We start from the raw sequence: 26,142 nt of genomic DNA, 5'->3' as shown, positions 1-26,142 counted from the left end.
CATGGGTGAGGCTACGGTTTCCGATCTTCTGGTGGAGCGCCTGACGGCGTGGGGTGTCGAGCGGGTGTTCGGCTACTCCGGCGACGGCATCGACGGCGTGCTGGGCGCCCTGCGGCGGGCCGGTAAGCCCGAATTCGTGCAGGCCCGCCACGAGGAGGCGGCGGCGTTCATGGCGGTCGCCCACGCCAAGTACACCGGTGGCGCCGGCGTCTGCCTGTCCACGCAGGGGCCGGGCGCGGTGCACCTGCTCAACGGGCTCTACGACGCGAAGCTCGACAGCCAGCCGGTCGTGGCGATCGTCGGGCAGCAGGCCGCCACGGTGCTCGGTAGTGCGTACCAGCAAGAAATTGATCTTCAGAGGCTCTTCGGCGACGTCTGCGCCCAGTTCGTGCAGACCGCCTTCACGGCCGAGCAGGTGCCGATGCTGATCGACCGGGCGTTCCGGGCGGCGCTGGCCACCCGCGGCCCCACCTGCGTCATCCTGCCCCACGACGTGCAGTCGGAGCCCGCGCCCGACCCCACCGAGCACGAACACGGCGTCCTGGTGACCAGCCCGGGCCTGCGCCCGGCGCGGCTGCTGCCGCGGGAGGAGGACCTTCGCGAGGCGGCCGAGCTGCTGAGCTCGGGGGAGCGCGTCGCGATTCTGGTCGGTCAGGGCGCGTACGGGGCGGCGGACGAGATCGCCGAACTGGCGGACCGGCTGGGCGCGGGCGTCACGGCGTCGCTGCTCGGCAAGCCCGTGCTGGACGAGGGGCTGCCGTTCCACACCGGCGTGATGGGCCACCTCGGCACCACGGCCAGCACCGAACTGATGCGCGCCTGCGACACCCTGCTGCTGATCGGCACGAACGATCCGTGGACCGAGTTCTATCCGGCGCCCGGCCAGGCCCGGGCCGTGCAGATCGACATCGACGGCCGTCGCCTCGGGGTGCGCTACCCGGTCGAGGTCCCGCTGCTGGGCGACGCCACCGCGACCCTGCGCGAGCTGCTGCCGCTGGTGGAACCGGCGGAAAACCGTGAATGGCGCGACCGGGTCGAAGGCTGGACCCGGCGCTGGCACGAGATCGCCGAATCCCGCGCCGCGGCGGCCGCCGAACCGCTGAACCCGCAGCACGTCGTCCGCTCCCTCTCCGGCCACCTGCCGTCCGGCGCCCGGGTCGCGGTCGACGTCGGCTCGGTCGTCTACTGGTACGCCCGCCACCTGCGCCTGCCGGCCGGCGTGCCCGCCCATCTGTCGAGCACCCTCGCCTCGATGGGCTGCGGCATCCCGTACGGCCTGGCGGCCAAGCTCGAAGCCCCCGGCCGGCCGGTCGTGGTCCTCTCCGGCGACGGCGGCTTCCAGATGCTCGGCCTGGCCGAACTGGCCACTGTGGCCGCCCGCTGGCGCGACTGGGCCGACCCGCGTTTCGTGGTGTGCGTGCTCGACAACGGCGACCTGGCCGAGGTCAGCTGGGAGCAGCGCGAGATGGAGGGCGAGCCCCGCTTCGCCGCCTCCCAGGACCTGCCCCGCGTCCCGTACGCCCGTTACGCCGAACTGCTGGGCCTGCGCGGCATCGAGGTCAGCACCCCCGAGGCCATGACGGCCGCCTGGCCGACGGCCCTCGCCGCCGATCGCCCCACCCTCATCCACGCGGTCGTCGACCCGGCGATCCCGCTGCTGCCGCCCCTGCAACCCCAAGAGAAAATTGACCAGATGTACGCCGCCCTGGCCGCCGAGAACACCGACCTGTCCCGCCGCGCGACCGCCCACCTGCGCCGGGAACGCGCCGACGAACAGTAGTGGCGGGCCGTTGGTACGGTCCCGCGCATGCTCGCCCCAGACGTCGCGCACCGGTATCTCGCGCTGGCCGACGACCGGCTGCCCGGCTTCGTCACCGGTCTGCACCTCGTCGGGTCGGCCGCGATCGGCGCCTGGCAGCCGGGCGTGAGCGACGTCGACGCCGTCATCCTGACCTCGCGCCCGGCGTCCACCGAGGACCTGGCCGTGATGGCCGCGATCCACACCGAGGTGGGCGAGCCCCACTTCGACGGCGTCTACCTGTCACCGGAACTGGCGTCGACGTGGCCCGACGACCGCCGCGTGGCCCCGTTCGCGGTCGGCGGCGCCCTCGTCACCGACCGGCCGTGCGGCGAGCTCACGCCCGTCGTGTGGCTGATCCTGCGCAAGTACGGCGTCGCGGTCCGCGGCCCGGCCCCGGACGTCCGCGTCGACCACGGCAACCTGCGCCGCTACCTGCTCGACAACCTGGGCGGATACTGGCTGACCCAGGCCGCGCGGATCGCCGAGGCCCTGCCCGCGATCACCGACGAGGTCATCGACCCCGATGTCGTGACCTTTCACGTGCTCGGCCCGGCCCGGCTGCACTACACCCTGGCCTACGGCGACATCATTTCGAAGTCCGCCGCCGGCGACTACCTGGCCAAGCTCTTTCCCGCGTACGCCGACCTGGCCGCCAGGGCGATCCGCCGGCGCGCGGGCGAGCCGGAGGTGTTCACCCGCGCCGACCTCGCCGCGGCCGGCCAGTCGGTCACCGCCGTCGTCGAGGACGCACAGCGCCGGTTCTGACCTCCGGTCACCCCTGACTGTTGAGGCCGTCCAGCATCAGGTTGAGGGTGAACGTGAAGCGGTCCGCGGTCGAGCCGGAGGTCAGCTCGGCCGCGTAACGCCTGGTGTTCGGGAAGGAATCGGGCAGGCCCGTCAGGCGGGCCATCAGCTCGTCGCGGCCGGCCACCCAGGCCTTGTCACCGCGGATCAGGGAGACCTCGAGGCTGTGCGCGGTGACGTACAGGTTCAGCGCGTCCACGGTCCAGGCCGCCGTCTGCGGCTCGGCGCCGCTAGCGAGCAGGATCGCGAACATCCCCTCGCCGACTCGCAGCGTGTCCGTGTTGGCCGGGGCGGACGCGAGAGCCGCCCGCGAGATGCCGGGGAAGCGCTGATACTGCTCGCGCAGCTGGGTGCAGACGCTGATGATCTGCTCCCGCCAGGCGGCCGGGTCCGGCTCGGGCAGCTCGATCTCGGAGCACAGCCGGCCGATGAGCAGCTCGTCCAGGTCCTCCTTGTTGACCACGTGGGCGTAGAGCGACGACGGCCCGGTCTCCAGCGCGGTGGCCACCCGCCGCATCGTCAGCGCCTCGAAGCCCTCCCGGGCCACGATGTCGAACGCCGTGTCGAGGATGAGGTCGACGGTGATGGGCTTCTTCGTGCCGCGGGACGGTCCGCGGCGCGGGCCGGCGCCGGACGGGACCGCGCCGAACTGGTGCCGCGCCGCGCGCCGCTGCTCCGGAGTCGGTGACATAGCAGCATCCTAGCCGACCTGACGAACAGTGTTCTGTTTCACTAAGAACAGCGTTCGTATTGACCCGAACACCGTTCTGATTCACTGTCATCGTATGCGCACATCACCGCGATCCCTGCGGGAGGCGTGGGTGGCCCTGGCCGGGCTGTCCGCGGTGTTCCTGTTCGAGATGCTCGACAACTCCATCCTCACCGTCGCCCTGCCCACCATCGGGCGCGACCTGCACGCGTCGGCGACCGGCCTGCAGTGGGTCACCGGCGCCTACGCGGTCGTGTTCGGCGGGCTGATGCTGGCCTTCGGCGCGGTCGCCGACCGCTACGGCCGGCGCCGCGTCATGCTGATCGGGCTCGCCCTGCTCGCCGCGTCCAGCCTGGCCACCGCCTTCGTCACCACGGCGGAAGAGCTGATTGCCGTACGGGTGGCGATGGGCGTCGCGGCAGCCATGACCACCCCCGGATCGGCCGCGCTGGCGTTCCGCCTGTTCGACGAGGACGGCCTGCGCGTCCGCGCCTTCAACGTCATCACCACGGTGGGCATCGTCGGGCTGGCCATCGGCCCGACGGCCGGCGGCTTCGCCCTCGCGATCGCCCCCTGGCAGGTGCTGCTGCTGGTGAACGTGCCGATCGCCGTGCTCGCCATGGCCGGCGTGTGGTCCGGCATCGCCCCGGACACGGCCGACGGCCTGAACCGCGACCCGGTCGACGTCGCCGGAGCGGCCCTGGGCACGGCCGCCATCGTGGCCGCGCTGATCGCGCCCACGCTGTTCGTCGACTCGGGCGCCGGGTCGTGGGCGCCCTGGGCCGTCACGGCCGCGGCCGTCCTCGCGGCGGTGCTCTTCGTGCTCCGCGAGCGGTCGGCCCGGCACCCGATCGTCGACCTCAAGCTGGTCGCCCACCCGCTGGTCGCCAGCGGCCTCGCCTTCAAGGCCGCGACCGGGCTGGCCCTCGCCGGAGTGGGCTACCTCATCACGCTGCAGATGCAACTCGACTGGGGCTGGTCGCCCGGCCTGGCCTCACTCGGCATGCTCCCGCAGGTGATCGTCCTGGTCGCCGGCGGCGCGCTGCTCAACCCCCTCGTCAAGCGCGTCGGCCTGGACCGGGCCGGATGGCTCAGCGCGGCCGCGGTCGTGGCCGGCCTCGCCGTCTACGCGCTGCTCGGCGACCTCGGCTACTTCTGGGTCGCGGTGGCGCTGGTGCTCATGGCGGCCGGCCTGCGCGTCGTCGGCGTCGTCGCCGGCACCAACGTGCTGCGCGGGCTGCCGGAGAGCCGCACCTCGATCGGTGTGGCCCTGACCGACACCGCCAGCCAGGTGAGCAGCGGCGCCGGCCTGGCCGCGGCCGGCACCATCGTGGCCGCGATGGTCACCGGCCCGCTCACCGCCACACCCTGGACCCCCGGCCAGACCGCCGAGTTCCACGGCGCCGTCACCGCGGCCGGCCTCACCCTCACCGTGGCCGCCGCGGTCCTGGTCGGCTGGGGAATCTTCAGAGGCGCCGGTGGCCGTGGTAGCGCGTCACCGAGCCGTCCGGCGCCGGCACACACCGGTAGTGCTTGAGGAAGTCCCAGAGCAGCGGGCACTCCTCGGCCATGGTGTTGTGCGAGCGGTAGAGGTTCTTCGTCAGCTTGACGACCGGGATGCCGCGCCGCTTCCCCACCCACGTCTGGAAGCGCCGGCGATAACCGCTACGGCCTTCCTGAACGACGTCGGCCAGGGTCAGTTGGTTGACCCGCAGGTGGTACCGGGCCCAGCTGTCCAGCTGGTTGTCGAGGCTGTCCCACAGCGTTCCCTCGAGGAAGGCCAGGTCGCCGTACCCGTAGATCTGGTAGGTGGGGATCGGGCGGTTGCTCGCGGGATGGGAGACGCCGTCGAGGGTGACGTTCCCGGCCGCGTCCGGGGCAGCGGTGAACGAGGTGGAGGCGACGGCGGCGAAGTACTCCGGGAACGCGATGGCCAGGTTCTGGGTGACCGAGCTGCCCGCTGACTGGCCGGTCGAGTAGAACCGGGTGGGGTCGACGTCGTACCGGGCGATGACGGTCTCCCGCAGCTGACGGAAGAACTGCAGCGAGTCGCGGTGGCTGACCGATACCGAGTTGACGCCGTACTGCTCGCCGACGACGACCAGGACGAAGCCCTCGCGCTGGGCGACCTTCCACCACTGGGTGGCGTCGAGGAACACTTTGTCGGTCTGGCTGTTGCCGGGCCAGACGAACAGGACCGGCGCGTTCCGGCGGGCCGACCGGGGACGGTGGACCAGATACTCACGGACGTAGCCGTTCACGGTCATGGTGTGGACCTCGATGCCCAGCCGGTCGTAGTCCGCGCGCTCGTAGAGCTGATTGCCGTACGCGAAGAAGTTCTCGTACCGGGTGTAGTACGTCAGGAAGGCCACGATCTGCCGGGTGCTCACGTGCCCGTGCCGGACGACGGTCTTGGCGATCGGGCCGGCATGCGACGTCATCCAGCGCTCGCCGCTGTTGGCCTTCCGCCAATAGGCGAGACTCGGGCCGGCCGTACGGCGGTCGGGATCGGCGTACAGCGTGGGCAGAACCGTTTCGTCGTACCGAATCAGGTCGAAGCCGGGCGGGAAGACGACCGGCGTGTAACCATCGGTCTCCCCATCGAACGTCCGCGGCGCGTACCCGTCGAGGAATTCCTTGCTCAGGCCGGACGATCCGACGTACGCCTGGGCGATGACCCGCAGAGGATGAGCGACGGCCCACGCCTCGAGCGCCGGGCCGCCGGCGCCGTATCCGACCAGGTAGTGCAGGCCGAAGATGGAGAAGTAACGGTTGCTCTGGAAGAAGGCCAGGGCGGCTTCGACGTACGCGGCCTCCTCCTCCGGCGTTCCCCAGCCGCCCGGGCCGGGTTCGAGAACGAACAGGCCCTCCTCCCGCTCGTCGGCGATCCGTCGCCACTCGCGAAGGACGGCGTCCGACTTCTCCGGAACGGCGATGACGGTGAAGTACGAGCGGATCGGGGTCTCGGGGGAGATGTAGATCCTCGCCGTTCGTGTACCGAACGACTTCGTCCACCAACCGGTCATCTCGCGGGGCAGCTTGTTGGCCCGGGAGTAGTCGTAGTCCGGAAACGGGCGCCCGTCGAGGGAACGTACGGCTTCGGCCGCCGACGCTGGAGTGGGGGACAGCGTGGCGGCCAGGGCGAGGGCGGCGCTGCCGCCTAGGAGGGTGCGTCGGTCCATCGGGCGTCCTTCCGGGGTTCGAGATGGTCGCGGGCCTTGCTGAGGGCGAGCCGGGCGTGCTCCTTGCCGCCGACCTGGGCGACCAGGGTGGCGCGGGGGATCTCCAGGGCGTACGGGAGACCGGGTGGCAGTGCGCCGAGGATGCCGGGGATGTCGATGCCGCCCTCGCCGGGGAACAGGCGCTCGAAGCGGGCGGTGTGAATCAGGCCCTCGTTGGTCGGCGGCACCGCCGGGGGCGCGTCGCAGACGTGCACGAAGTGGAACCACTCGGCCGGCAGCTGCCGCAGGTCGGCCACGCTCGACCCGGAACGGGCGAAGTGCAGCAGGTCGACGAGGATGCCGGCGTTGCGCTGGGCGGCGCCGCGCAGAACCCGTACGGCCGAATCGAGGTCGGGGGTTTCCGTCCACGAGGGAAACTCGAGGTCGACAGTGAGCCCGAGCGGACGGGCCATCTCGCACAGCAGCGCGAAGCGGTCCGTCTTGCGCGCCCGGTCCGGGTCGGGCAGCTGGCAGATGACGTGCCGCGCGCCCAGCTCGGCGCCCGCCTCCAGGAAACGCTGGAAGTCGGCCGGATTCTCGCCGGGGCCGATCCGGGCCAGCTCGATGTCGAGCACCTCGATGCCGGTGGCGGCCAGCCGCACCTTCGTGGTGCGCATGAGGGCGGGATCGGTGGCGAGCGGATAGTGCGGCTCCTGCGGGGTGACCCGGGTCAGGCGCAGGCCCACATAGCGGTAGCCGGCCTCGGCCGCCGCGTCGACCAGCTCGGGCGGCGACAGGCTGAGCGCGGTCAGATGGGCCAGCGAGAAATCGTGGCGCTGGTCCGGTTCCTTGCGTTCCCGGAGCTTGAGCAGCCGGCGCTCGCGGTGGGCGGCCATCCGGACGGGCGCGCCGGCCGGGCCGTAGCCGTCGTAGCCGCCGAGGCGCTGAACCACGGCGAAGAAGACCCGATGGCCGAGCATCTCGGTGGAGAAGTGCAGGTAGGCTCCGTGCTCGTCGCGGTCGTAGAGGATCGAGTGCGCGCGCAGCTCGGCCAGGAACCCGGGCTCCAGCTCGAAACGGGCGTCGAGGTCGGCGTAGTAGTTGCCGGGGATCCTCAGCACGTGCGCGCCCAGGGCCCGGGCGGCGGCGATCGCGTCGCCGGTGCGGAAGGCGACATGCTGCGGGTTCGGAATCACCGGGGCCCAATCGCCGCGGCGCATCGGCGCGGTGTGCAACGCGATCCGCACCCGGCGGGCCTCATCGGCGGCGGCCCGGCTCAGGATCGGCCCGAACGGGGCCGCGATCTCGGTGGTCCGCTCGGCGTGCAGGCCGAGCACGGCCCGGTAGAAGAGCGTGGACTCGTCGAAGTCGTCCACCGAGTCGGTGAGCGACAGATGGTCGATGCCGTCGATGCAGTTGCCGGCCGGGATGCCGACCGTCTCGAAGTCCTGGAGCCAGCCGTCGTCGCGTACCAGGAAAATCGAGGTGCCGTCCGGAGCTGCGATCGACGCGAGGTCGGCCTCCTCGGGCCGGCGCAGCCGGGGGAGCACCGGGGCCAGCAGCCGTTCGGCCCGTTCGGTCGCGCGGGCCGGATCGGCGGTTCCGACGGCCAGCGCGCACACCGTGGCGGTGCCCGGCGCGACGGTCCGCTGGGCGGCGAAGTTGAGCAGGATCCGCGCGGTGCCCTGCTGCCACAGCTCCACCGGCTTGGACCGGTGCCGGCCGGCGTGGACGAAGCCCAGGGCGGCGAGCGCGCCGGACACCTCCGGCCCGGAGATGTCGTCGACGGCCAGCTCGGTGAAGACGATCCCGGTCAGCTCGGGCGGCTCCCCGGCCCCCTTGAGGTCGAGAACCGAGCGCATCCCGTTGATGGCGGCGTGCCGCGGATCGGCCTGCCGGTAGACGTCGTTCGACACCTCGAGCGACAGGGGCCCGTCGTACCCGGTGCCGTCGACGTGCCGGGCGAAGGCGGCGACGTCGAGCTCACCGAGCCCGGGCAGGAGCCGGTGGTGGCGGCTCTGCTCGACGACGTCCATGGTGGCCCGCGGCGCGTCCGCGAGCTGCACGTGGAAGATCTTGTCGCCCGGGATGACCCGGACGCTGCGAGCCTCCGGGTCCTTGATCAGCACATGGAAGCTGTCCAGGCACAGCCCGAGCGCCGGATGGTCCGCCATGCGCACGATCCGCCAGGCGTGCGCGGCCGTGCTCACGAAACGTCCCCACGCCGGCGCCTCGTAGGCCAGCCGAAGCCCGCCGCGCGCGGCCACCTCGGCCAGCGCCCGCAGGTGCTCCGCGGCAAGTTCGTCGTCATCCACGGCATCGGCCGACATCGAGGAGCTGACGACCACGGTCCGCACGCCGATCTCCTCGAGCACGGCGAAGATCCGCTCGGCCCGCCTGAGGTTGGCACGAAGAACGTCCGGCGGCACCGCCTCGAAGTCGGCGAAGGCCTGGTAGGCGTCGACCGCGAGCCCTCGGCGCGCACACTCGTCCCGGATCCGCCGGGGCCCCCACGACGAGCTGACCAGGTCACTCTCGGCCAGCTCAACCCCATGGAACCGCGCCGCCGCGGCCGCCGCCAGCTTGTCCTCCAACGTCCCCGACAGACAGTGCGTGGCGATAGCCAGCCGCTTCCCGGAGGAACGTACTGGATAGTTCATTACCGGCCGACGGCTCATCCCATCGAGCGTCATCATGGCGTGACCCTAGCCCTGCTCCGCTGCGCGGTCCAGTCGGTCCGCACAGCGGTCCTTCTTATTCGCCGCCGGGATTGCTTGATGTCCTCGGCATCTCGTGAAGACGAAGCGCATTGTGCAGCTGCTGCGGGTCGTATCGATGCGCTCTGAACGCCAAGTCTTCGAGAAAATCCAGGTACGGTCCTTGCCGTAGTTGCCGCTCCGAGCGCACGAATGGCTCCATCACCATCCAGATCCGCCGAATTCGGAAGTTTATGGATGCCAGAATGAGCCGTTCCTCGACGGATCCGAAGGCGACGAGTATGCCCATCGAGTCGTAGAATGCGATGACTTGCAGCGTCGCCGACAGGAGCGGATCGGGTAAGCCCGAAACCCCGCCACTGGGGTCGGTCCGGGGCAGCTCGGCGAGCATGTATCTCTCATTTCGCTGGAATTCGGGCCTCCCGTAATCGCGGGTCAACAACTCGATTGCCACGGGCACGTGGTTTGCGCTTCGCATTGATCTGAGTTGCCTCCAGGAAATGATCGAGGATACGGCGAGCGCCGCCAGAGAGATGGCGACTGCGAGCCCGGCAAGTAAGTTCTGAGCCTCCATGCCCGCATGGTGATGCACGTTGGCAAGAGGCGGAGCGTCGGCCCGATACACCTGGTTGTCCAGGCGGGATAGACTGTCGTGATGTCTTGAAGTGGACTGACGCTCGCGCAGTGGATTCCCATCGTCATCTCCATATTCGCCCTCGCCACCTCCATCACGACCTTCGTGGCCAATTACCGCCTCACGCGACGAACGGCCGAGCGGGTCGGGCGCATCCACGAAGTCAGATTCCGGCGGCGCGGGGGCGCCGACGGAGGCGGGTGGAGTCTGATCGTCGCCAATGGCCCGTCGGCGCTCACCATCTCCGAGTTGCACTTGCAGGTCAGATTTCAGATGCCGAAAGAGAGTTTCTTCTCCTCGGTCCGGGTTCATGTCGACGTGCATCCTCGCGAATTCGCGCGTCTCGGGATCACCGGTCCGGAGATTCCTCACCGGATCGACTCGTTCGATCAGTGCGTGTGGCATCTACCCGGCACCGGCGGGCTTCCTGACCGAACCAACGTCGAGTTCCGATGGCTGGGCCGCACGGCCCAGGGGGACGCCTTCGCGTCTCCCCTCGGCCGCGCCGGGCACTTCGAGGGAGTTCATTGGTTCGGCCGGACTTACCACGTCGCCGTCGTCGATGACAGTCCGATATTGCAGGACGAAAGGTTCCGGATGGTGATGGACATGTTCGACCGCCAGAAATCTCAGCAGCTCTCGGTCGGGGACCCGGCAGCGTGACCTTCTCGCTCGGCCCACAGGCCCGTCTGTGCTCGGCCGCCGGATCGTCCGCCTGGATGCCGGGCAACAGCCGCCTCGAAGCCACCGCGTCGATGTCGCGGTCATGGGCTTCGGCGATCTCCGCTACGGTGACGGCTGCTGTACGTCCGGGTACCTGCTCGATCTGGAACAGCCGGCGTAAGGGTGTTCTGTCAGGGCCTCCCTCGGGAGTCCTCCGGGCGGTTACCTGAAAGGCATGGAACTTCAGCCCGTGCCGCCGACGGTGAAGACGACGGCATGTGGCAGCTCGTCGGCGCCTCGGGCGCGAACCCGGAGACCGGCAAGCTCGGCCACCTGCACCACGCCGTCGACGAGGACCGGACCCTGATCGGCGTGCTCGACCTGGCCCCGGGCGAAAGCATCGAACGGGACGAGCCCGGAAAGCCCTGGCGCCCGTCCCGTCACAGGCCCCGCTTGGCTACAGCAGGGTCGTCAGCGGGGTGTCCGGGCCGGCGGTGTCGAGACCGTGTTCGAGGTCCTCGCGTACGGCCTCGATGGTGTCGTCCTCGCCCAGCACCTCGGGGACGTCGTTGCTGAGCTCGAGCTGTTCGAGCATGTCGTACGCCTCGCCCAGGGTCGACGCGCCCGACGCGTACGCCCATCGCAGGGTGTTGAGGGTGCCGGCGGCCGGGGCGAACTCGTCATTCCACGGATCAGTCACACGGCGAATCTAGTAGTAGAAGGGCTGGACGGCCGCCGGGTCGGCCCGGACGACGTCGACGCGGGTGTCGGTGAGCAGGTCGGCGACGGCGGCGGCGGAGGCGCCGACGCCCGCCCAGTGAGGGTCGACGTCGGCGGTGAGGCACCAGGCGTGGTCGGCGGGCCAGACGAACGCCGGGGGCTGCAGGTCATCGCGTACGCCATCATCGCCGTAGCTCGTCAAAGGGCCCCGGAACAGGAAGAACTCGCGCTCCGGGAGGAGGACCTTCGGGGCCGGGAAAGCGTCGCCCCAGCCGTCCCACAACGCGAAGTAGCAATCCTCCGGTGTGGTCGTGTGGCGGGCCAGGGTCTCGAGGGCGAACCCCATCTTCTCCGTGTCGGTCAGGTCGCCGGCGGGACCCTCGTAGTCGGCCTCCTGCTGGCCGGGGCGCACAGGGTCGGGGATGAACCGCAACCTCGCGTACGCCGCGAAGCCGCCCGGGCCGAAGGTGAGCAGGTGGTGCCAGTCGACGTCGCTGGTGGCGATCCAGTCGGCGGCGGTCAGGTCGGAGCAGAGTCTCAGGGTCATCTCAACCGACCAGGCTACCGATGCCGTACGTCACGGCCATCGCCAGCGCGCCGCCCGCGACCAGCCGCAGGACCGCCCGGCCGGCCCGGGCGCCGCCGAGCCGGGCGCTGAGCCAGCCGGTCAGGGCGAGGGCGACGATGACCACGGCGACCGTGACGGGGACGCGCGCGGCCGGTGGTGGCAGCAGGATCGCGGCCAGCGGCAGCAGCGAACCGGTGGTGAAGGCGATCGCGGAGGCGCCCGCGGCCTGCCACGGGTTGGTGAGCTCGTCCGGGTCGAGGTGCAGTTCGACGTCGGCGTGGGCGGCGAAGGCGTCGTTCTCGGTCAGCTCGAGCGCCACCTGCCGGGCGGTGGCCGGGCTGAGACCCTTGGCCTCGTAGAGGGCGGCCAGTTCCTCGAACTCCTGCTCGGGGAAGTCGGCCAGTTCCGCCCGTTCCTTGGCCAGCAGGGCCCGCTCGGTGTCGCGCTGGCTGCTGACCGAGACGTACTCGCCGAGTGCCATCGAGACGGCGCCGGCGGCCAGACCGGCGACTCCGGCCGTGAGCAGGGGCGCGGTCGAGGTGGTGGCGCCGGCCACGCCGACGACCAGGCCGGCCGTGGAGACGATGCCGTCGTTGGCGCCGAGCACCCCGGCGCGCAGCCAATTGAGCCGTCCGGACAGCGCGGCGTCGTGGGGCTCGTTCGGATGCGTACTCACACCGAAGTTTAAAGGTCTTTCATTCTCCTGATCTCACTGCCCTGCTCGACGGCCATCTCGCCGGCGGTCTCGCGCAGGCGCTCGTCCTCGCCGCTCTTCATGACGTCACCGGCCATCCGCATGGCGCCGCGGTGATGCGCGCTCATCATGGCGATGAACCGCTCGTCGAAGGCGGCGCCCTTGAGGCCGGCCAGCGCGGTCAGGTCGGCGGCGGTCTGCATGCCGGGCATGGTCGCGTGATCGTGCGAGGGGTCGCTCTCGGGCAGCTTGCGCTGGGTGAGCCAGTTGCGCAGCCATCCGATCTCCGGTTCCTGTACGGCGAGCATGCGCCGGCTGAGAGCGAGCAGCTGACCGTTCTGACCGCGCCCGGGCACGAGTTTCGCCATCTCGACGGCCTGGCCGTGGTGGGCGATCATCATCTGGACGAACGCGACGTCGGCCCCGTTGTAGGTGACGCCGTCGGGGGCGCGCACCGTGTCGGAGTCGGTCACTGTGGACGATTCGCCGGGTTTTCCGGGCACCACGACGCGAACCGGCGGGGCGGCGCTCCCGCTGGGCTTCGGCGCGGCCGCCTGCTGGCCGGAGCCGGCGCGGGCGGCCAGAGCGATCCCGACCGCCGCGAGCACGATGACCAGCGCTATCAGCATTGACGTCCGTGAACGGCTCATCAAATCCCTTCATCGATGCCCAAAAATGTTTCCGAGGTGCGCCCCGGCCACTACTGTAGCGACAGAGTTGAATACGGTCGGTGGGGCTCCATCCTGCCTCGCCCGGCCGTCATCCGGAAGGAGCTCCATGACGCACCCACGAGGGCGCCGGGCCGCGATCGGCGCGGTGGCGCTCGCGGCCGCCCTGCTCACGGCACCCGTGAGCGGCGCGGCACAGGCCGCCGAACCGAACACCATTCCGGGCGTGGACGAGATCGTCAGCAGCCCGAACCTCAAGCAGGTCGCGCACCGGGACAAGATCGGCCCGTTCGCGAACTCGACGAACTCCGACTGGGCTTTCCAGGGCAAGTACGCCTACAGCGGCAACTACAACGGCTTCACCGTGTACGACATCAGCAACCCGAAGGCGCCGTTCGAGGCGACCCAGGTGGTCTGCCCGGGTTCGCAGAACGACGTGTCGGTCAGCGGCAACCTGCTGTTCCTGGGTACCGACTCGCAGCGTACCGACGACTCCTGCACCAGCACCGGCTCCACAACGGACAACCCGGGCGCCCGCTGGGAGGGCATCAAGGTCTTCGACATCAGCAACCCGCTGACGCCGGTCTACCTCAAGTCGGTCAAGACGGACTGCGGCTCGCACACCCAGACGCTGGTGCCCGGCAAGAAGGGCGACCCCAACGTCTACCTCTACATCTCCTCGTACAACCTGTCGACGGTGGACCTGCCGAACTGCGCCCTGCCGCACGACAAGATCTCCATCATCAAGGTGCCCAAGCGCAACCCGGCGGCGGCCGCGGTCGTCGCCACGCCGGTCCTCTTCCCGGACGGCGGCTACGAGGGTGACGGCGAGAACAAGAGCGCCACGACCGGTTGCCACGACATCACGGTCTACGCCGACAAGGACATCGCGGCCGGCGCCTGCATGGGCGACGGCGTCCTGTTCGACATCGCGAAGCGCACGGCCCCGAAGGTGATCACGACGGTCCGCGACACCGTCAACTTCTCCTTCTGGCACTCGGCCACGTTCAACAACAACGGCACCAAGATCGTCTTCACCGACGAGCTCGGCGGCGGCGGACTGGCCACCTGCAACGAGCGCTTCGGCCCGAAGCTCGGCGCCGACGCCGTCTACGACATCGTGGGCAAGCGCAAGCTGGTCTTCCGCAGCTACTTCAAGATTCCCCGGACGAACGCCGACACCGAGAACTGCGTGGCCCACAACGGCTCGCTGATCCCGGTCCCCGGCCGCGACATCATGGTCCAGGCCTGGTACCAGGGCGGCATCTCGGTCTGGGACTTCACCGACTCGCGCCGGCCCAAGGAGATCGCCTACTGGGAGCGCGGCCCGATCTCGCTGACCACCCCGGTCGGCGGCGGCTCGTGGTCCGCGTACTGGTACAACGGCTACATCTACTCGAACGACATCGCCAAGGGCATCGACGTGCTCGACCTGAAGGACCCGCGGACGAACATCGCGAAGCTCTTCCGCACCAAGGAGTTCAACGCCCAGACGCAGAACAACTTCCTGCGCTGGTAGCTCGCCGGCCGGGCCCCGCCACGCGGGGTCCGGCCGTTCGCCGCTTGACCCTCGACCAGGTTGAGGCCCCAGGCTCATGCCATCGGCCAACCGGTGACGAGGAGCGACGATGGATCTGGACAATCCGGTGCTGAAGCTGTGCCAGGAAGGCATGCTGGCCGAGGCGGAGGGACGGCTGCCGGACGCTCGGGCGTTGTTCGAGCGGGCGTGGGCGGCGCGGACCGACCACTACGACGCCTGCGTCGCGGCGCACTACCTCGCCCGGCGGCAGGACGATCCCGCTGACGTTCTCCGGTGGAACCAGGAGTCGCTACGGCATGCCGAGGCGGTCGGCGACGAGAGGGTGGCGGCCTTGTATCCGTCGCTGCTCGTGAGCGTGGCCATGGCTCACGAGCGGGTGGGCGACATCGTCGCCGCGCGCGCCGCTTTCCAACGGGCAGCCGAGCATGACGGCGCATTGCCGGCCGAGCCGTACGGCGAGCAACTGCGTGCCGCCATCACCGACGGGCTGCGCCGGCTGACCTGAGACCCGCAACGGCGCGGCGGCCGCCGTGCGTCAGGGCGCGTACGAAGACGGCGCGAGCACCTTCGACGATGCGCCAGAAGTCTGCCCGTTCCACGAGCCGTCATCTCGGCTCCGAGCTTCGAAGTCTGTGGGTGACCTGCGTCGTCGTATCGTGAACGTTGTCTTCGACTGGGCGTCATCGGGGTTCAGGGGCGCCACCCGTATGGTTCCGATGTGGCGGGTCCGGTGTTGAGTATCGAGCTTCTTGGTCCAGTGCCGGATCAGGCGCTCGCACTGCTTGGCGGGATGCTTGCGGGGATTTCCAGTCGCTTCCGCCAGGAACGACGTGGGGCATTCGACTTGAATGTTGATGCCGCGTCGCTTGGAGTCGTCGACACTGACGCCCGCGCAGACCGGCCGATCTTGGTCAGGGTGAACGGCCCGGGCTTCGGCGATGAAGACACTTTCGAAGCTGAGCATGCCGATGGGCCGGACTGGTGTGACTTGATTGGCTTCATCCCGACCCACGAGGTCGCGGTGCTCGCCATGACAAACGGTCGGCCCGAGCATCTGATGCTCGCGGAACTGACCGCGAGGATTCAGGAGCTTGTTGGCGGACTGGTCAACGCCGAGCTTCACCGGGAGCAGATCGAGACGGTGCAGGTGCTCCCCGGAGTCGTGTCCGTGGCGCCGCAACCATGGGGCGCAAGCGCTTTCGGGACGGCCGTGTTCCTCCGGGCGTGGGCGGCCGCACCGGGATTCCGGCTGGTCAAGTGATGACCAGATAGCCACCCGCCGGACATGCCCAGTCGAGCGGCGAGGAGTTGTCCGCGCTCCGCACCCTGGCCCGACCACATCGACAGATCTGCCGCTACGTCAGGTTCCTGATACTCCGGGCCGTGCACGTCCACGCAACGGCAGCCTAAAGCCCGAACAGATGCGACCTGGCCTCTCAGGGGCCATCAGCGATTGCGCCGAGGGCGGCGAACGCACACTGGCGCTGCGGCGCGATTCCGGGAGTTCGACGAAGACAGGGGTCGATACCGAAGAAGGGCTGTCCTAGGTATCGGGGACACGGGCGGCCGCGCACGTTCACAGACGTGCTCTAGCTGGGGGCCGGCGGGTCTACCTCGTCGATGACGTCGTTGCCGGTGAGGGGGTCTGGTAAGGCGCCCAGATGGTATGTGGCGGAGTGCAGCAGGGTGGGAGTGAACGGGATGTGGGTTTGGCGTTCGGTCAAGGCGAACGCCGCCTCCGTGTACGGGACGTCCACGTAGGCCGGGTCGGCTGGGTCCAGGCCCGGGGACTCGCTCATGTCCAGGCCGGCGGGGGCCATGTCGGGGAGCAGGCGGTCGGGGGTGGCGCCCTGGCGGTCGGTGGGGTCCTGGGGGTCGAAGTCGACCTGGATGGTGCCGTTCTCGACCAGGGCGAAGCGGCCGTCCCCCTCCACGTTGCGGTAGTTGGCGATGACCCGGGTGGCCCGGGAGAGGCGCTTCAGGCTGTCGTCCTCGATCGCTGTGGTGCCGTTGTCCTCCACGATCAGGGACCAGTTGCCGACCTTGGTGACGGCGGTGACCACCTCCCGGTCGCGGAGGCCGGGGGAATCGGACCAGTAGTCGTCGTTTCGCCAGCCGGACTTGCCGATGGGGCGGGCGGCCAGGCGCTTGAGCACCTCGGCCGGGGAGAGCGACTCCACCCAGATGAAGCAGAACGCCACGGTGAGCTCGTCGTTCCGCTCGAACCAGGCGTAGTCGGCGGCGGTCGGGCGGCCATCGGCGGAAGGCGAGGAGGAGGGCGTGGGGGAGGAGGAAGGGGAGGGCGGAGGGGGCGGAGAGGGGGAACGCGAAGTGCACCCGGTCACGAGCAGCGGCGCGGTGAGGGTTGCGGCCAGAAAACGGGCGAATCGCACAGGGCACAGTATCCCGGGGGTGGCCGCCGGCCGGGCTGGGGTCGGCGGCCACCCTTGCGGGGGCTCAGGCCAGGACGAACGTGTAGCCCTTGGCCTTGAGCTGCTTGATGGTGGCGTTCAGCGAGGCCACCGTCTGGCTGCGGTTGCCGCCGCCGTCGTGCATGAGGATGACGGCGCCGGGGCGGGTGCCCTTCACGGCGCGGCTCGTGATGGTGGCCGTGCCGGGGCGGGACCAGTCGCGGGTGTCGACGGTCCAGCCGAGGATGCGCAGGTGCTGGTCGCGGACCACCGTGCGGGTGCGGGCGTTGCTCGCGCCGTACGGGAATCGGAAGACCTTGGGCTTGACCTTCGTCACGGTGTAGATCTTGTTCTGGGTCCAGACGACCTGGCTGCGGGCGGCCGAAGCCGACAACTTCGTGAAGTTGGGGTGGTTGCGGCTGTGGTTGCAGAGGCGGTGGCCTTCGCGGACGACGCGGCGGGCGGTTGCCGCGTACGAGCCGACGTTGTTGCCGAGCATGCAGAACGTCGCCTTGACGTTGTTGCGCTTCAAAATGTCGAGGACCTGCGGCGTGTACTTCGACGGGCCGTCGTCGAAGGTGAGCGCGACCGTCTTCTTGGCCGCCGCCACCTGGACTATGTCAAGAGACGTGACGGGCGCCGCGGAAGCCGCGGTGGCGGGGGAGACGGCGATGCCGGACGCCAGCAGCGAGGCGAAAGCGAATCCGGTGGCCAGGTTCTTGGAGAGCTTCATACACCGACCTAGTTGAGGAGTGACTTCGTGGGCGGCAGACCGGGTTCGAACGCGACGGTGGATCCGGGCCGGTGAATGCCCGGCGAGTGGTCGCTGAGCACCCCTGAGCGAAGGGCGTCGAGAATCGCCTCCGCCAAAATGTCCAGGTCGGACTTGTCGGAGTCGTCGTCGAACTCAGGGATGTACGACATCGGTGCCCCCACCTGTGCGCACGGCCGGTTGCCGATTCGAGAATGCGCGCGGCAGGCAACTCCTGGCATCGGTCGACTGACTGCTCACCGGCCGGTCGTGTCCGACCTCACTTTCTGTTTGTGGCCGGGGTTGTGCTAATCCAGAACGCATGACGATCTTGGACGTGACGCCGCTGGACAATCCGGTGTGGGGCGCGCTGTCGGGCGCGCAGGCCGGTTTCGCGGAGGTGCACGGCCGCGCGGCGCGGTTCGCGGCGGGCATTTCGCCTTTTCACGGGCTGGCCGACGCCGCCGATCCGGCCGTCTGGGACGATCTCGCCGCGCTGAAGCCGGCCGGCCCGGTCCTCGTTCCGGCCGGCCCGGACGATCCGCCGGCGGGCTGGGCGGTCACGTCGATCAACCGGGGTGTGCAGCTGGTGGGATTCGCCGTACGGCCTGTGGAGGACCCGGAGGCGACACTGCTGACCGGCGACGACGTGCCGGAGATGCTCGACCTGGTGGAGCGCACCCGGCCCGGGCCGTTCGGGCCGCGCACCGTCGAGCTCGGCCGCTACCTGGGCCTGCGCCGTGACGGCAAGCTGGTCGCGATGGCCGGCGAGCGCATGCACCTCACCGGTTTCACCGAGGTCAGCGCCGTCTGCACCGATCCCGCGTACCGGGGCCACGGCTTCGCCGGCCGCCTGGTCGGCGCCGTCACCGCCGGCATCGTCGCTCGCGGCGAGACGCCGTTCCTGCACGCCGCGATCGGCAACGCCACGGCGATCCGGCTGTACGAGAAGCTGGGCTTCAGCGTGCGGCGACCGGTCAACTTCCACCAGTACGAACGGGTTCAGGCGTAGGCGACGTCGAATCCCCGGGCGGCGAACTCGGGCCGCACCCGGAACGGGTTGCCGCAGTTGACGAAGCGCACCCGCGGGATGTCGAGGATCGCGTCGAGGTTGACGAACGTGCGGCTGTTGAGCACGTCGAGTTCCTGGAGCCCGGCCAGGAGCGCGCAGTCGATTTCGGCCCGGACGCCGTTGAGGCGCAGCGCCCGCAGGCCGGTGGGAAGGCCGGTCATCGGGAAACGGCGCCCGGTGCCGGCGATCTCGAGCACTTCGAGGGGTGACCGGATGTCGGCGAGCACGTCGACCGGCGTCTCTCCCTCGCCGTGAATGACCAGCGTCCGCGGCACGCGGTCGCCGAGCAGCCCGGCCAGAGCGGCCGGAACGGTCAGCGATTCCAGATGCGGCAGATCGCCGAGGAACCCGGGCAGCCTGGGTCGCCGCAATTGGGCGGCGCTGGGCGCGACGTCGAGCGCCCGCACTTTCGCCGGGTCGGTGGGCGCGCCGTTCCACGGAATGCGGGCCTCGCCGTCGCATTCCCCGGCGTTGCCGACGCAGAAGTAGCCGTCGCCGTCCGGCGGGTGGACGTAGCGGTAGCGGCTCGCCTCGAAGAGTTCCACGGCGCTCGATCCTGGCCCGGTTCATGTGTGTTTTGCAACGGCGCGCGGACGGCGGCGCGCGCTAAGCTCGTCGCGTTGCCTGAAGCGAGTTGCCTGAGATCGGGAGTTGGCATGGCAGGCGAGGACGACATCTCCGGGTGAGTTCCCCGGCGGGCCGCAGGCGCGCGTGACACCACGCGCCGTCGCCGCGGCCTCTGTTGTCGTGCCTTTGTTCGCCTCCGGGACTCCGTACGAGAGCCCGCGATCTTTGGGATTCGCAAATGTCCGATGGATACATCGTTTGTTCGTCGCTGTCCTTTTCCTGGCCGGATGACACCCCCGTCTTCGACGACCTCTCCTTCTCGGTGCCGGGCGGGCGCACCGGACTCGTCGCCTCCAACGGCGCCGGCAAGTCGACGCTGCTCAAGCTCATCGCCGGAGATCTGAAACCGGCCGGCGGCGGCGTGCACGTCGACGGCGTGCTGGGCTACCTGCCCCAGGACCTGCCGTTCGCGCGGGAGCAGACCGTCGGGCAGGCGCTCGGTGTCGACCGGATCATCGCGGCGCTGCTGGCCATCGAGAGCGGCGACGCCGACGAGGAGAACTTCGCCGTCGTCGGCAACGACTGGGACGTCGAGGAGCGCACCCGCGCCGAGCTCGACCGGCTCGGACTCGGCGACGTCACGCTCGACCGGAGCCTGGCCACGCTCAGCGGCGGCCAGGTCATCTCCCTCGGGCTCGCCGCCCAGCTGCTGAAACGCCCCGACGTGCTGCTTCTCGACGAGCCGACCAACAACCTCGACCGGACCGGCCGGGACCGCCTCATCGAGGTGCTGCGCTCCTGGTCCGGGTGCCTGCTCGTGGTCAGCCACGACCGGGAACTGCTCGACGAGATGGACCGCATCGCCGCGCTCGAACCGCACGGCGAGATCCGCTGGTACGGCGGTACCTTCACCGAGTACGAACAGGCCGTACGCAACGAGCGCGAGGTCGCCGAGCGGCAGGTCCGCAACGCCGAGGCCGACCTCAAACGGCAGAAACGCGAGATGCAGCAGGCGCGCGAGCGGGCCCAGCGCCGGGCCTCGAACGCCAGCCGCAACCTGGCCGACGCCGGCCTGGCCCGGATCGTGGCCGGCAACCTGAAACGGGACGCGCAGGTCTCGGCGGCCAAGCAGGCCGAGACGCACGCCAGCCGGGTCGGTGACGCGCAGGCCCGGCTCGACCAGGCCAGCCGGGCCGCCCGGCAGGAGGATCGGATCGCCCTGGAACTGCCCGGCACCAACGTCCCGGCCGGTAAGACGGTCTTCGAGGCGGACGGCATGCGGGCCGGGTACGGCGACAAGGTGATTTTCGACGGTGCCGACCTCACGATCCGGGGGCCCGAGCGGATCGCGCTGACCGGCGACAACGGCGCCGGCAAGTCGACGCTGATGCGCGAGATCCGGCAGCACGCGGCGGTGACCACGGCCTATCTCTCCCAGCGGCTCGACCTGCTCGACGAGAACGGCACGGTCGCCGAGAACCTGGGCCGGTTCGCTCCCGCGCTGACCGACGCCGAGCGGATGAACCTGCTGGCCCGGTTCCTCTTCCGCGGCGCCCGGGCCCACCTGCCGGTCGGCGTGCTCTCCGGCGGCGAACGCCTGCGCGCCACCCTGGCCTGCGTCCTGTTCGCCGAGCCGGCGCCGCGGCTGCTGCTCCTGGACGAGCCGACGAACAACCTCGACCTGGTCAGCGTGGGCCAGCTCGAGAGCGCGCTGACCGCGTACCAGGGCGCCTTCGTGGTCGTCAGCCACGACGAGCGTTTCCTGGCCGAGATCGGCGTCAACCGCCGGCTACGCCTGGCCGGCGGCCGGCTCATCGAGGATCATGGTTAGATGCCACTTCTCTTCTCGTACGGGACCCTGCGCGACCCGGCCGTGCAGCGCTCCACGTTCGGGCGCGAGCTGAACGGCCGCGGCGCCCGCGTCACCGGCTTCCGCCTGGAGTCGGTCGAGATCACCGACCCGCATGTCCTGAAGGTCAGCGGCGAGACCCACCACCCGATCCTGGTGGCCACCGGCGATCCGGCCGACGGCGTGGACGGTGCGGTGTTCGAGGTGACCGAGGCCGAGCTGCAACGGTCCGACGACTACGAAGTGGACGACTACCAGCGCGTGGCGGCGCCGCTGGCCACGGGCGAAAGCGCGTGGGTCTATGTAGCCGCCTGAGTCACAGGGTCTCCCAGAGGGTGTGGTCGGCCCAGGCGCCGGTGATGGCGATGTCGGCGTTCTGGGCCCGCTGGCGGGCGAAGCGCAGGGCCAGCAACTGCAGGCGCACGGTCGTCGGGATCTGGGCCAGCAGCCCGTCACCGGTGGCGGGCATCAGGTGGACGCCGAGGCCGGTGACGCGGGCGGCGTGGGCCAGGGCGGCGGTGAGGTCGTCGGACGGGGCCAGGGCGAGCAGCGTGTCGGCGGGGCCGTAGGGGACGGCGGCGCCGTGCAGGAGACGGTCGGGGTCGAAGCCCTCGCAGAGCAGGCGGGCGCCTTCGCGGATCTTCAGGGCGCCCTCGCGGGCGGTCACCGACCAGTCGCCGGGGCCGACGATGGCCATGGCCCGCGCGGGGATTCCGACGGCGTCGACGCCCGGGTCGGCCAGCACCCGCTGTACGGCATCGGCCGTGTCCTGGATCTTCGGCGGGTCGAGGCCGGGAGCGCCGAGGTGGTGGGCGATGCCGGCGAGGACGGTGAGCGCGGCGGTGTAGCTGACCGTGTAGGTCTCCGACTTCTCGGCCACGGGCGTGCGTACGGCGTCCGGCCAGTCGACGTCCGGGCCGGTGATCGACACGAGGGGGAGGCCGGCGTCCAGCACGAGCCGGCGGGCGCGCCGGGCGTGAGCGGTCTGGCCGGTGTGGGTGATGACGATGGCGGCGTCGCCCGGGCGGGCTGCGGTGAAGCGGTTGGCGGCGATCGCGCGGGCGTCGATCCCGGCCGTCTCCAGGGCGGACGCGCCGAGCTCGGCGGCATGCAGGCTGGTGCCGGTGCCGATCAGCCAGACGCGCCGGGCGCCGGCCAGGCGGTCGGCCGCGGTGACGGGCTCGGCGAGGGCGGAGATGACGTCCGGCTGGGCGGCGATCATCGTCGCGAGGGCGGTGGTCATCCGACCATCCTCGTCACTCCCGGCCCGTTGTCAACGCCGTTGACTCGAGATCAGCCGTCGACGTTCTGGAGCAGCTGAACGGCCCGCGGGGCCAGCTCGGCCAGCGCGTCCAGATGGGCCGCGGTGAACGCGCCGGGCTCACCGGCCAGCACACACAGCGAGCCGACCGGCTGCCCGTCGGAGTGCAGCGGAACTCCGGCGTAGCTGCGCACTCCGGTGACCATCACGAGTGGGTTGGCGGTGTGCGCGGGATCGTCGTGCGTGTCGGCGATCAGCAGAGGCGTGTTGTGGCGTACCACCTGGGCGCACGGCGCCCATTCGGCGGGCATGCCACCGGCCTCGGCGAGCCATCCGCCGACTCCGTGGGTGGCGAGCAGGACGCCGGCGTCGTTGAGGATCAGCGAGATTCCGGCGCAGGGCGCTTGCAGCACGTGGGCGACGTGGTCGATGAACTGTTGCAGGGCGGCCGGAGAGCCCGCCGCGCCGGGCAGCAGTTCGGCCACCGCTTCGAGCCGGTCAAGGTCGGTCAGCGCGTCGTGCTCGGCGACCGTGGGGGAAACAAGCTTCATGTGACCTTCTCACCTCGGGATGTACCGAAGCTATCGACCGCGGGTTCACCGGACGGGTCGCCGGCCAGGTGTAGTTCGGTTACTGACGGAATGATCCGGGCCGGCTGGTCATATCCCGCGGCGGCGCCCTCGTTCATCGGGACACCGCGGTCAGCTCGCCGGCGAGGCGTTCGAAGCCCGGTGCCGTCGTGTCGTACTCGGCGCGGATCGCCGCCATGGTGGCCGGGCTCCGAGGCAGACGACCGGTGCGGGCGTCCGCCTCCACCCCGGCGAGCAGCCGGGCCAGGCGGGTGGCGCCGACATCGGTGGCCGAGCCGGTGAGAGCTTGCGCCTGAGACCTGACGCCGCTGACGTCACCCGCGGTGATGAGCCGGGCTAGCCGGTCGAGGCCGGCCGGGGTACGGGCGGTGAACGAGGTCAGCATCGCGCCGATCAGGGTCCGCTCCGGACCGCGCGGCTCGCCGTCGCTGATCTCGGCCATGCGGGCGCGGACGGCCGCGTCCCGGTCGCCGGCGCCGTCGCGGGCCGGCCCGCCCGGGCTGGTACGCAGCAGCGGCGTCAGAGCGCTGGTCAGCTCGGCCAGCCGGACCGGCTTGGCCAGGTAGTCGTTCATGCCGGCGGCGCGGCAGGCGGCACGGTCCTCGGCCAGGACGCCGGCGGTCATGGCGATGATGTGTGGTTGCCGGCCGGGCGGCAACTCCGACCGGATCAGCCGGGTGGCCTCGAGCCCGTCGAGCACCGGCATCCGTACGTCCATGAGCACGACGTCGTAGTCGGCCGCGCGCATCGCCTGAACAGCGTCCCGGCCGTTGGCGACGGTGTCGACGTGGTGGCCGAGCTTGCCGAGCATGAACTGAGCCACCTGCTGGTTGACCTCGTCGTCCTCGGCCAGCAGCACCCGCAGCGGCTCGTGCCAGGTGGCATCCGGTCGTTCGGAGCTCGCGGGGGCGGCCACGGCCCGCGCCCGCCGGGCCGACAGCGTGACCAGCGCGGCCGCGGCGACGACGGCGGCGACAACGAAGAACACCGCGTGCGCCGCCCGGTCGGCCACCCGCTGGCGCTGAGCGTGCAGAAGTGCCGTCTGGTCCCGGTGCAGGTCGCTGATCAGTTGCTGGGCGCGAGCCGCTGTCTCGGTGCCGACGGTGCCGTAGGCGGCGGGACGAGCGGTGGTGAAACCGTCCGTGCGCAGCAGGGTGACCGCCTGGCCGTAGTACTCGATGGTGGCGTCGGGGAGGCCTGCAGATCGTCGATCGTCCGCCGGTGTGCGGCGCCGATCAGCACACGCAGCTCACCCAGAGTCGGCGGAACCTGAGCCGCCGCCGTCGTGTACGGCTCCAGGTAGTGCTCGTCGGCGGTGAGCACGAAGGCCTGCTCCCCGCGCTGAGCGTCAGCCAGCTGACGGCGCAGATCCGACAGGGCGGCCAGCGTCTGATAGGTGCAGTCGACCGACGTACTTTCGGTCAGTACGGCACCGATGCCCACGCCGGCGGCGGTACCGGCCAGCGCCAGCACGCCGACACTCGCCACGTACCCGACGGCCGGCAGCCGCCCGGCCGTCCAGCGGCGGCCCGGGCGATAGGTGGCCTCACGCCATCTGCGAGTCATGTACCCACCTTCGGCGGACATGCCGGGCAGATGAGTCACGGCCACGCTGCGGGCGAGTTGCGAAGAACGGCACGAACTCCCGAATCGGCTAGGCGCGCCGCTCGATGCTGTCCAGCAGGGCCGTCAGCAGGCCGGTGAGGACCGTGTCGTCGTCGACCGTGGCGAAGTGCGGAGCGACGGCGGCGATGTTGGGGAAGTCGGCCGCGGGCAGGGACTGATATTCGCGGGTCCATGCCGACTCGTCGCCGCGGCGGCTCGACTCCTCCAGCGCGGCGTAGCCGCCGCACATGCCGGCGTACGACAGCAGGGTGTCGGCGAAGACCCGGTGGTGCACCGCCGCCTGCTCGCCCGACAGGCCGGCCTCGCGCAGCGCGCCCAGGATGACCTCGACCGTGCGGAACTCGCCGGGACGCCGGGTCGTGCGCACCGCCACCGTCGGGGCGATCGCCGGATGGTCGACGAAGGTGCGCACCAGCTGCCGGCCGAGCCATTCCAGGCGGGCGCGCCAGGGCAGGCCGGGCGGCAGCTCCTCGATGATCTGGCCGATCAGGCGGTCGGCGACCTCGAGCACGATCTCGTCGCGGTCGCGGAAGTGGCGGTAGACGGCCGTCGGGTCGGCGCCGAGCTCCTTGCCGAGGCGGCGCACGGTCAGCGCCTCGGCCCCGGACGTGGCGGCCAGGCGGCTGGCGGCGTCGATGATCAGCTCGGGGCTGAGGGAGGGGCGTGCGCGCACCTCACGCCTCCGGGTAGGACGGGGTCAGCGGCGCGCTCGGGTCGAGGGTGGTCAGGGCGGCGGCCAGCAGCAGCCAGACCTGGGCCGCGAGGGACGCGCTCAGGGTGTCCTGGTCGATCTCGTCGCGGTGGTCGAACCACCACAGCACGCCCGCGTCGACCAGGCCGATGATGCCGGCCACGACGTGCTCCGGCGGGCCCGTCCGGACGTAGGCGGCGAGGGCGCGGGTCAGCTGCGGTACGGCCTCGCCGGGGCTCAGGCGTACCCGGAAGCGGTAGAGATTGGGGTGGACGGCGGCCCACTGCAGCACGCGGGCGACCAGGCCGTCGATGACCTGTGGCGGGGTGCCGCGGACGGTGAGGGATGGGCGGATCCAGGCGCCGAGCATCTTGGCCGCCTGCCGGGCCACGGCCCGGTCGAGCTCGTCCTTGCCGGTGAAGTGCCGGTAGACGTGCGGGCGGGGCAGGCCCGCGAGGTCGGCGATGACGGCCAGGCCGGGGTCGCTGCCGTGTTCCTCGATGGCCTGGACGGCCGCCGCGACGATCCGCTCCCGGTGGTTGACGCCGCCGGCTCGCCGCGCGGCGACGGTGTCCTTCCTGACGGCGGCTGAGCTCATGGCCACACCCTAACTGGTACAGTCTGTACCCACGGTCGGGTACAGGG

At 70.6% G+C, this 26,142-nt stretch carries 29 protein-coding genes; 10 read left to right on the top strand and 19 right to left on the bottom strand.

The genetic code is table 11. The features are described from left to right. The first annotated feature begins 1 nt into the window (after position 1). Both AB0C26_RS36895 and AB0C26_RS36890 read left to right on the top strand, forming a co-directional pair. A complete protein-coding gene (locus tag AB0C26_RS36895; protein ID WP_360257289.1) occupies positions 2–1,780 on the top strand; it encodes a thiamine pyrophosphate-requiring protein in 1,779 nt (592 codons plus the stop codon). Positions 1,781–1,807: 27 nt separating this feature from the next. Next, positions 1,808–2,566 carry a nucleotidyltransferase domain-containing protein gene (locus AB0C26_RS36890; RefSeq protein ID WP_360257287.1) on the top strand — a complete coding sequence of 253 codons (759 nt, stop codon included), beginning with the start codon at positions 1,808–1,810 and terminating at the stop codon, positions 2,564–2,566. A 7-nt stretch (positions 2,567–2,573) separates the two neighbouring features. On the opposite strand, the gene AB0C26_RS36885 is transcribed toward AB0C26_RS36890, so the two are convergent. Next, entirely contained in the window at positions 2,574–3,296 is a 723-nt protein-coding gene (locus tag AB0C26_RS36885; RefSeq protein ID WP_360257284.1) for a TetR/AcrR family transcriptional regulator, read from the bottom strand. A 94-nt stretch (positions 3,297–3,390) separates the two neighbouring features. Here AB0C26_RS36885 and AB0C26_RS36880 point away from each other — a divergent pair, with 94 nt between their 5' ends. After that, positions 3,391–4,851, top strand: coding sequence for an MFS transporter (locus tag AB0C26_RS36880; RefSeq protein ID WP_360257282.1), 1,461 nt, complete (start codon positions 3,391–3,393; stop codon positions 4,849–4,851). Here AB0C26_RS36880 and AB0C26_RS36875 read toward each other — a convergent pair. The 3 genes from AB0C26_RS36875 to AB0C26_RS36865 form a co-directional block, all read right to left on the bottom strand. Then, complete coding sequence (locus tag AB0C26_RS36875) at positions 4,781–6,496, bottom strand: PHB depolymerase family esterase (protein ID WP_360257280.1); 1,716 nt, start codon at positions 6,494–6,496, stop codon at positions 4,781–4,783. The genes AB0C26_RS36880 and AB0C26_RS36875 overlap by 71 nt on opposite strands. After that, a complete protein-coding gene (locus AB0C26_RS36870; protein ID WP_360257278.1) occupies positions 6,475–9,069 on the bottom strand; it encodes a TIM barrel protein in 2,595 nt (864 codons plus the stop codon). Before AB0C26_RS36870 ends, AB0C26_RS36875 begins: the two co-directional genes overlap by 22 nt. Before the next feature lie 160 nt (positions 9,070–9,229). After that, complete coding sequence (locus AB0C26_RS36865) at positions 9,230–9,766, bottom strand: hypothetical protein (RefSeq protein WP_360257275.1); 537 nt, start codon at positions 9,764–9,766, stop codon at positions 9,230–9,232. A gap of 165 nt (positions 9,767–9,931) precedes the next feature. Between AB0C26_RS36865 and AB0C26_RS36860 the strand changes: the two genes are divergently transcribed. Then, positions 9,932–10,489, top strand: a complete 558-nt coding sequence (locus AB0C26_RS36860; RefSeq protein WP_360257272.1) for a hypothetical protein — start codon at positions 9,932–9,934, stop codon at positions 10,487–10,489. Positions 10,490–10,732: 243 nt separating this feature from the next. Here the strand turns inward: AB0C26_RS36860 and AB0C26_RS36855 are convergent, their stop codons facing one another. From AB0C26_RS36855 to AB0C26_RS36835, 5 genes are read right to left on the bottom strand one after another with little or no spacing between them, the layout of a single operon-like run. Further along, a complete protein-coding gene (locus AB0C26_RS36855) occupies positions 10,733–10,933 on the bottom strand; it encodes a hypothetical protein (RefSeq protein WP_360257270.1) in 201 nt (66 codons plus the stop codon). A gap of 13 nt (positions 10,934–10,946) precedes the next feature. After that, positions 10,947–11,189, bottom strand: a complete 243-nt coding sequence (locus tag AB0C26_RS36850; RefSeq protein ID WP_360257267.1) for a hypothetical protein — start codon at positions 11,187–11,189, stop codon at positions 10,947–10,949. A 9-nt stretch (positions 11,190–11,198) separates the two neighbouring features. Then, positions 11,199–11,756: a hypothetical protein gene (locus AB0C26_RS36845; RefSeq protein WP_360257265.1), complete on the bottom strand. Its 558-nt coding sequence runs from the start codon at positions 11,754–11,756 to the stop codon at positions 11,199–11,201. Position 11,757: 1 nt separating this feature from the next. Next, positions 11,758–12,453, bottom strand: a complete 696-nt coding sequence (locus tag AB0C26_RS36840) for a VIT family protein (RefSeq protein ID WP_360257262.1) — start codon at positions 12,451–12,453, stop codon at positions 11,758–11,760. A gap of 8 nt (positions 12,454–12,461) precedes the next feature. Then, positions 12,462–13,121, bottom strand: a complete 660-nt coding sequence (locus AB0C26_RS36835) for a DUF305 domain-containing protein (RefSeq protein WP_360257259.1) — start codon at positions 13,119–13,121, stop codon at positions 12,462–12,464. 127 nt (positions 13,122–13,248) lie between these two features. Here AB0C26_RS36835 and AB0C26_RS36830 point away from each other — a divergent pair, with 127 nt between their 5' ends. The 3 genes from AB0C26_RS36830 to AB0C26_RS36820 all read left to right on the top strand — a co-directional run bounded on the left by AB0C26_RS36830 (position 13,249) and on the right by AB0C26_RS36820 (position 15,940). Continuing rightward, positions 13,249–14,658 (top strand): hypothetical protein, encoded by a 1,410-nt coding sequence (locus AB0C26_RS36830; RefSeq protein WP_360257257.1) that lies wholly within the window; start codon positions 13,249–13,251, stop codon positions 14,656–14,658. Positions 14,659–14,767: 109 nt separating this feature from the next. Next, a complete protein-coding gene (locus tag AB0C26_RS36825) occupies positions 14,768–15,184 on the top strand; it encodes a hypothetical protein (protein WP_360257255.1) in 417 nt (138 codons plus the stop codon). Positions 15,185–15,397: 213 nt separating this feature from the next. Continuing rightward, a complete protein-coding gene (locus tag AB0C26_RS36820; RefSeq protein ID WP_360257253.1) occupies positions 15,398–15,940 on the top strand; it encodes a DUF6368 family protein in 543 nt (180 codons plus the stop codon). A gap of 328 nt (positions 15,941–16,268) precedes the next feature. Here the strand turns inward: AB0C26_RS36820 and AB0C26_RS36815 are convergent, their stop codons facing one another. The 3 genes from AB0C26_RS36815 to AB0C26_RS36805 all read right to left on the bottom strand — a co-directional run bounded on the left by AB0C26_RS36815 (position 16,269) and on the right by AB0C26_RS36805 (position 18,014). Beyond that, positions 16,269–17,072 (bottom strand): DUF6461 domain-containing protein, encoded by an 804-nt coding sequence (locus tag AB0C26_RS36815; protein ID WP_360257250.1) that lies wholly within the window; start codon positions 17,070–17,072, stop codon positions 16,269–16,271. 64 nt (positions 17,073–17,136) lie between these two features. Further along, positions 17,137–17,823, bottom strand: a complete 687-nt coding sequence (locus tag AB0C26_RS36810) for a polysaccharide deacetylase family protein (protein ID WP_360257248.1) — start codon at positions 17,821–17,823, stop codon at positions 17,137–17,139. An 8-nt stretch (positions 17,824–17,831) separates the two neighbouring features. Further along, entirely contained in the window at positions 17,832–18,014 is a 183-nt protein-coding gene (locus tag AB0C26_RS36805) for a hypothetical protein (protein WP_360257246.1), read from the bottom strand. 149 nt (positions 18,015–18,163) lie between these two features. Here AB0C26_RS36805 and AB0C26_RS36800 point away from each other — a divergent pair, with 149 nt between their 5' ends. After that, a complete protein-coding gene (locus AB0C26_RS36800; protein ID WP_360257244.1) occupies positions 18,164–18,853 on the top strand; it encodes a GNAT family N-acetyltransferase in 690 nt (229 codons plus the stop codon). Here the strand turns inward: AB0C26_RS36800 and AB0C26_RS36795 are convergent. After that, positions 18,844–19,458 (bottom strand): hypothetical protein, encoded by a 615-nt coding sequence (locus AB0C26_RS36795; protein WP_360257242.1) that lies wholly within the window; start codon positions 19,456–19,458, stop codon positions 18,844–18,846. The two genes, AB0C26_RS36800 and AB0C26_RS36795, sit on opposite strands and share 10 nt — an antisense overlap. A 260-nt stretch (positions 19,459–19,718) precedes the next feature. Between AB0C26_RS36795 and AB0C26_RS36790 the strand changes: the two genes are divergently transcribed. Then, positions 19,719–21,311: an ABC-F family ATP-binding cassette domain-containing protein gene (locus AB0C26_RS36790; protein ID WP_360257240.1), complete on the top strand. Its 1,593-nt coding sequence runs from the start codon at positions 19,719–19,721 to the stop codon at positions 21,309–21,311. Further along, positions 21,312–21,644 carry a gamma-glutamylcyclotransferase family protein gene (locus AB0C26_RS36785; RefSeq protein ID WP_360257237.1) on the top strand — a complete coding sequence of 111 codons (333 nt, stop codon included), beginning with the start codon at positions 21,312–21,314 and terminating at the stop codon, positions 21,642–21,644. It abuts the gene before it with no gap. Position 21,645: 1 nt separating this feature from the next. Here AB0C26_RS36785 and AB0C26_RS36780 read toward each other — a convergent pair whose 3' ends face one another. From AB0C26_RS36780 to AB0C26_RS36755, 6 genes are all read right to left on the bottom strand, one after another. Further along, positions 21,646–22,572 carry an SIS domain-containing protein gene (locus AB0C26_RS36780; RefSeq protein WP_360257235.1) on the bottom strand — a complete coding sequence of 309 codons (927 nt, stop codon included), beginning with the start codon at positions 22,570–22,572 and terminating at the stop codon, positions 21,646–21,648. Between the two features lie 50 nt (positions 22,573–22,622). Next, the gene (locus AB0C26_RS36775) at positions 22,623–23,141 is read right to left on the bottom strand and encodes a GAF domain-containing protein (RefSeq protein WP_360257232.1); all 519 of its coding nucleotides are present in this window, start codon (positions 23,139–23,141) and stop codon (positions 22,623–22,625) included. A gap of 133 nt (positions 23,142–23,274) precedes the next feature. Next, the gene (locus AB0C26_RS36770) at positions 23,275–24,192 is read right to left on the bottom strand and encodes a response regulator (RefSeq protein ID WP_360257230.1); all 918 of its coding nucleotides are present in this window, start codon (positions 24,190–24,192) and stop codon (positions 23,275–23,277) included. Between the two features lie 53 nt (positions 24,193–24,245). Continuing rightward, positions 24,246–24,746: a CHASE3 domain-containing protein gene (locus AB0C26_RS36765; protein ID WP_360257227.1), complete on the bottom strand. Its 501-nt coding sequence runs from the start codon at positions 24,744–24,746 to the stop codon at positions 24,246–24,248. 88 nt (positions 24,747–24,834) lie between these two features. Further along, positions 24,835–25,479, bottom strand: a complete 645-nt coding sequence (locus tag AB0C26_RS36760) for a TetR/AcrR family transcriptional regulator (protein ID WP_360257225.1) — start codon at positions 25,477–25,479, stop codon at positions 24,835–24,837. Between the two features lies 1 nt (position 25,480). Continuing rightward, positions 25,481–26,095, bottom strand: a complete 615-nt coding sequence (locus AB0C26_RS36755) for a TetR/AcrR family transcriptional regulator (RefSeq protein WP_360257223.1) — start codon at positions 26,093–26,095, stop codon at positions 25,481–25,483. Positions 26,096–26,142 lie beyond the last annotated feature (47 nt).

The organism is Actinoplanes sp. NPDC048796 (assembly GCF_040650035.1).
Classification (GTDB): Bacteria; Actinomycetota; Actinomycetes; order Mycobacteriales; family Micromonosporaceae; genus Actinoplanes.
Note: the sequence above shows the minus strand (reverse complement) of the source record. Positions and strands in the feature narration are given on the sequence as shown.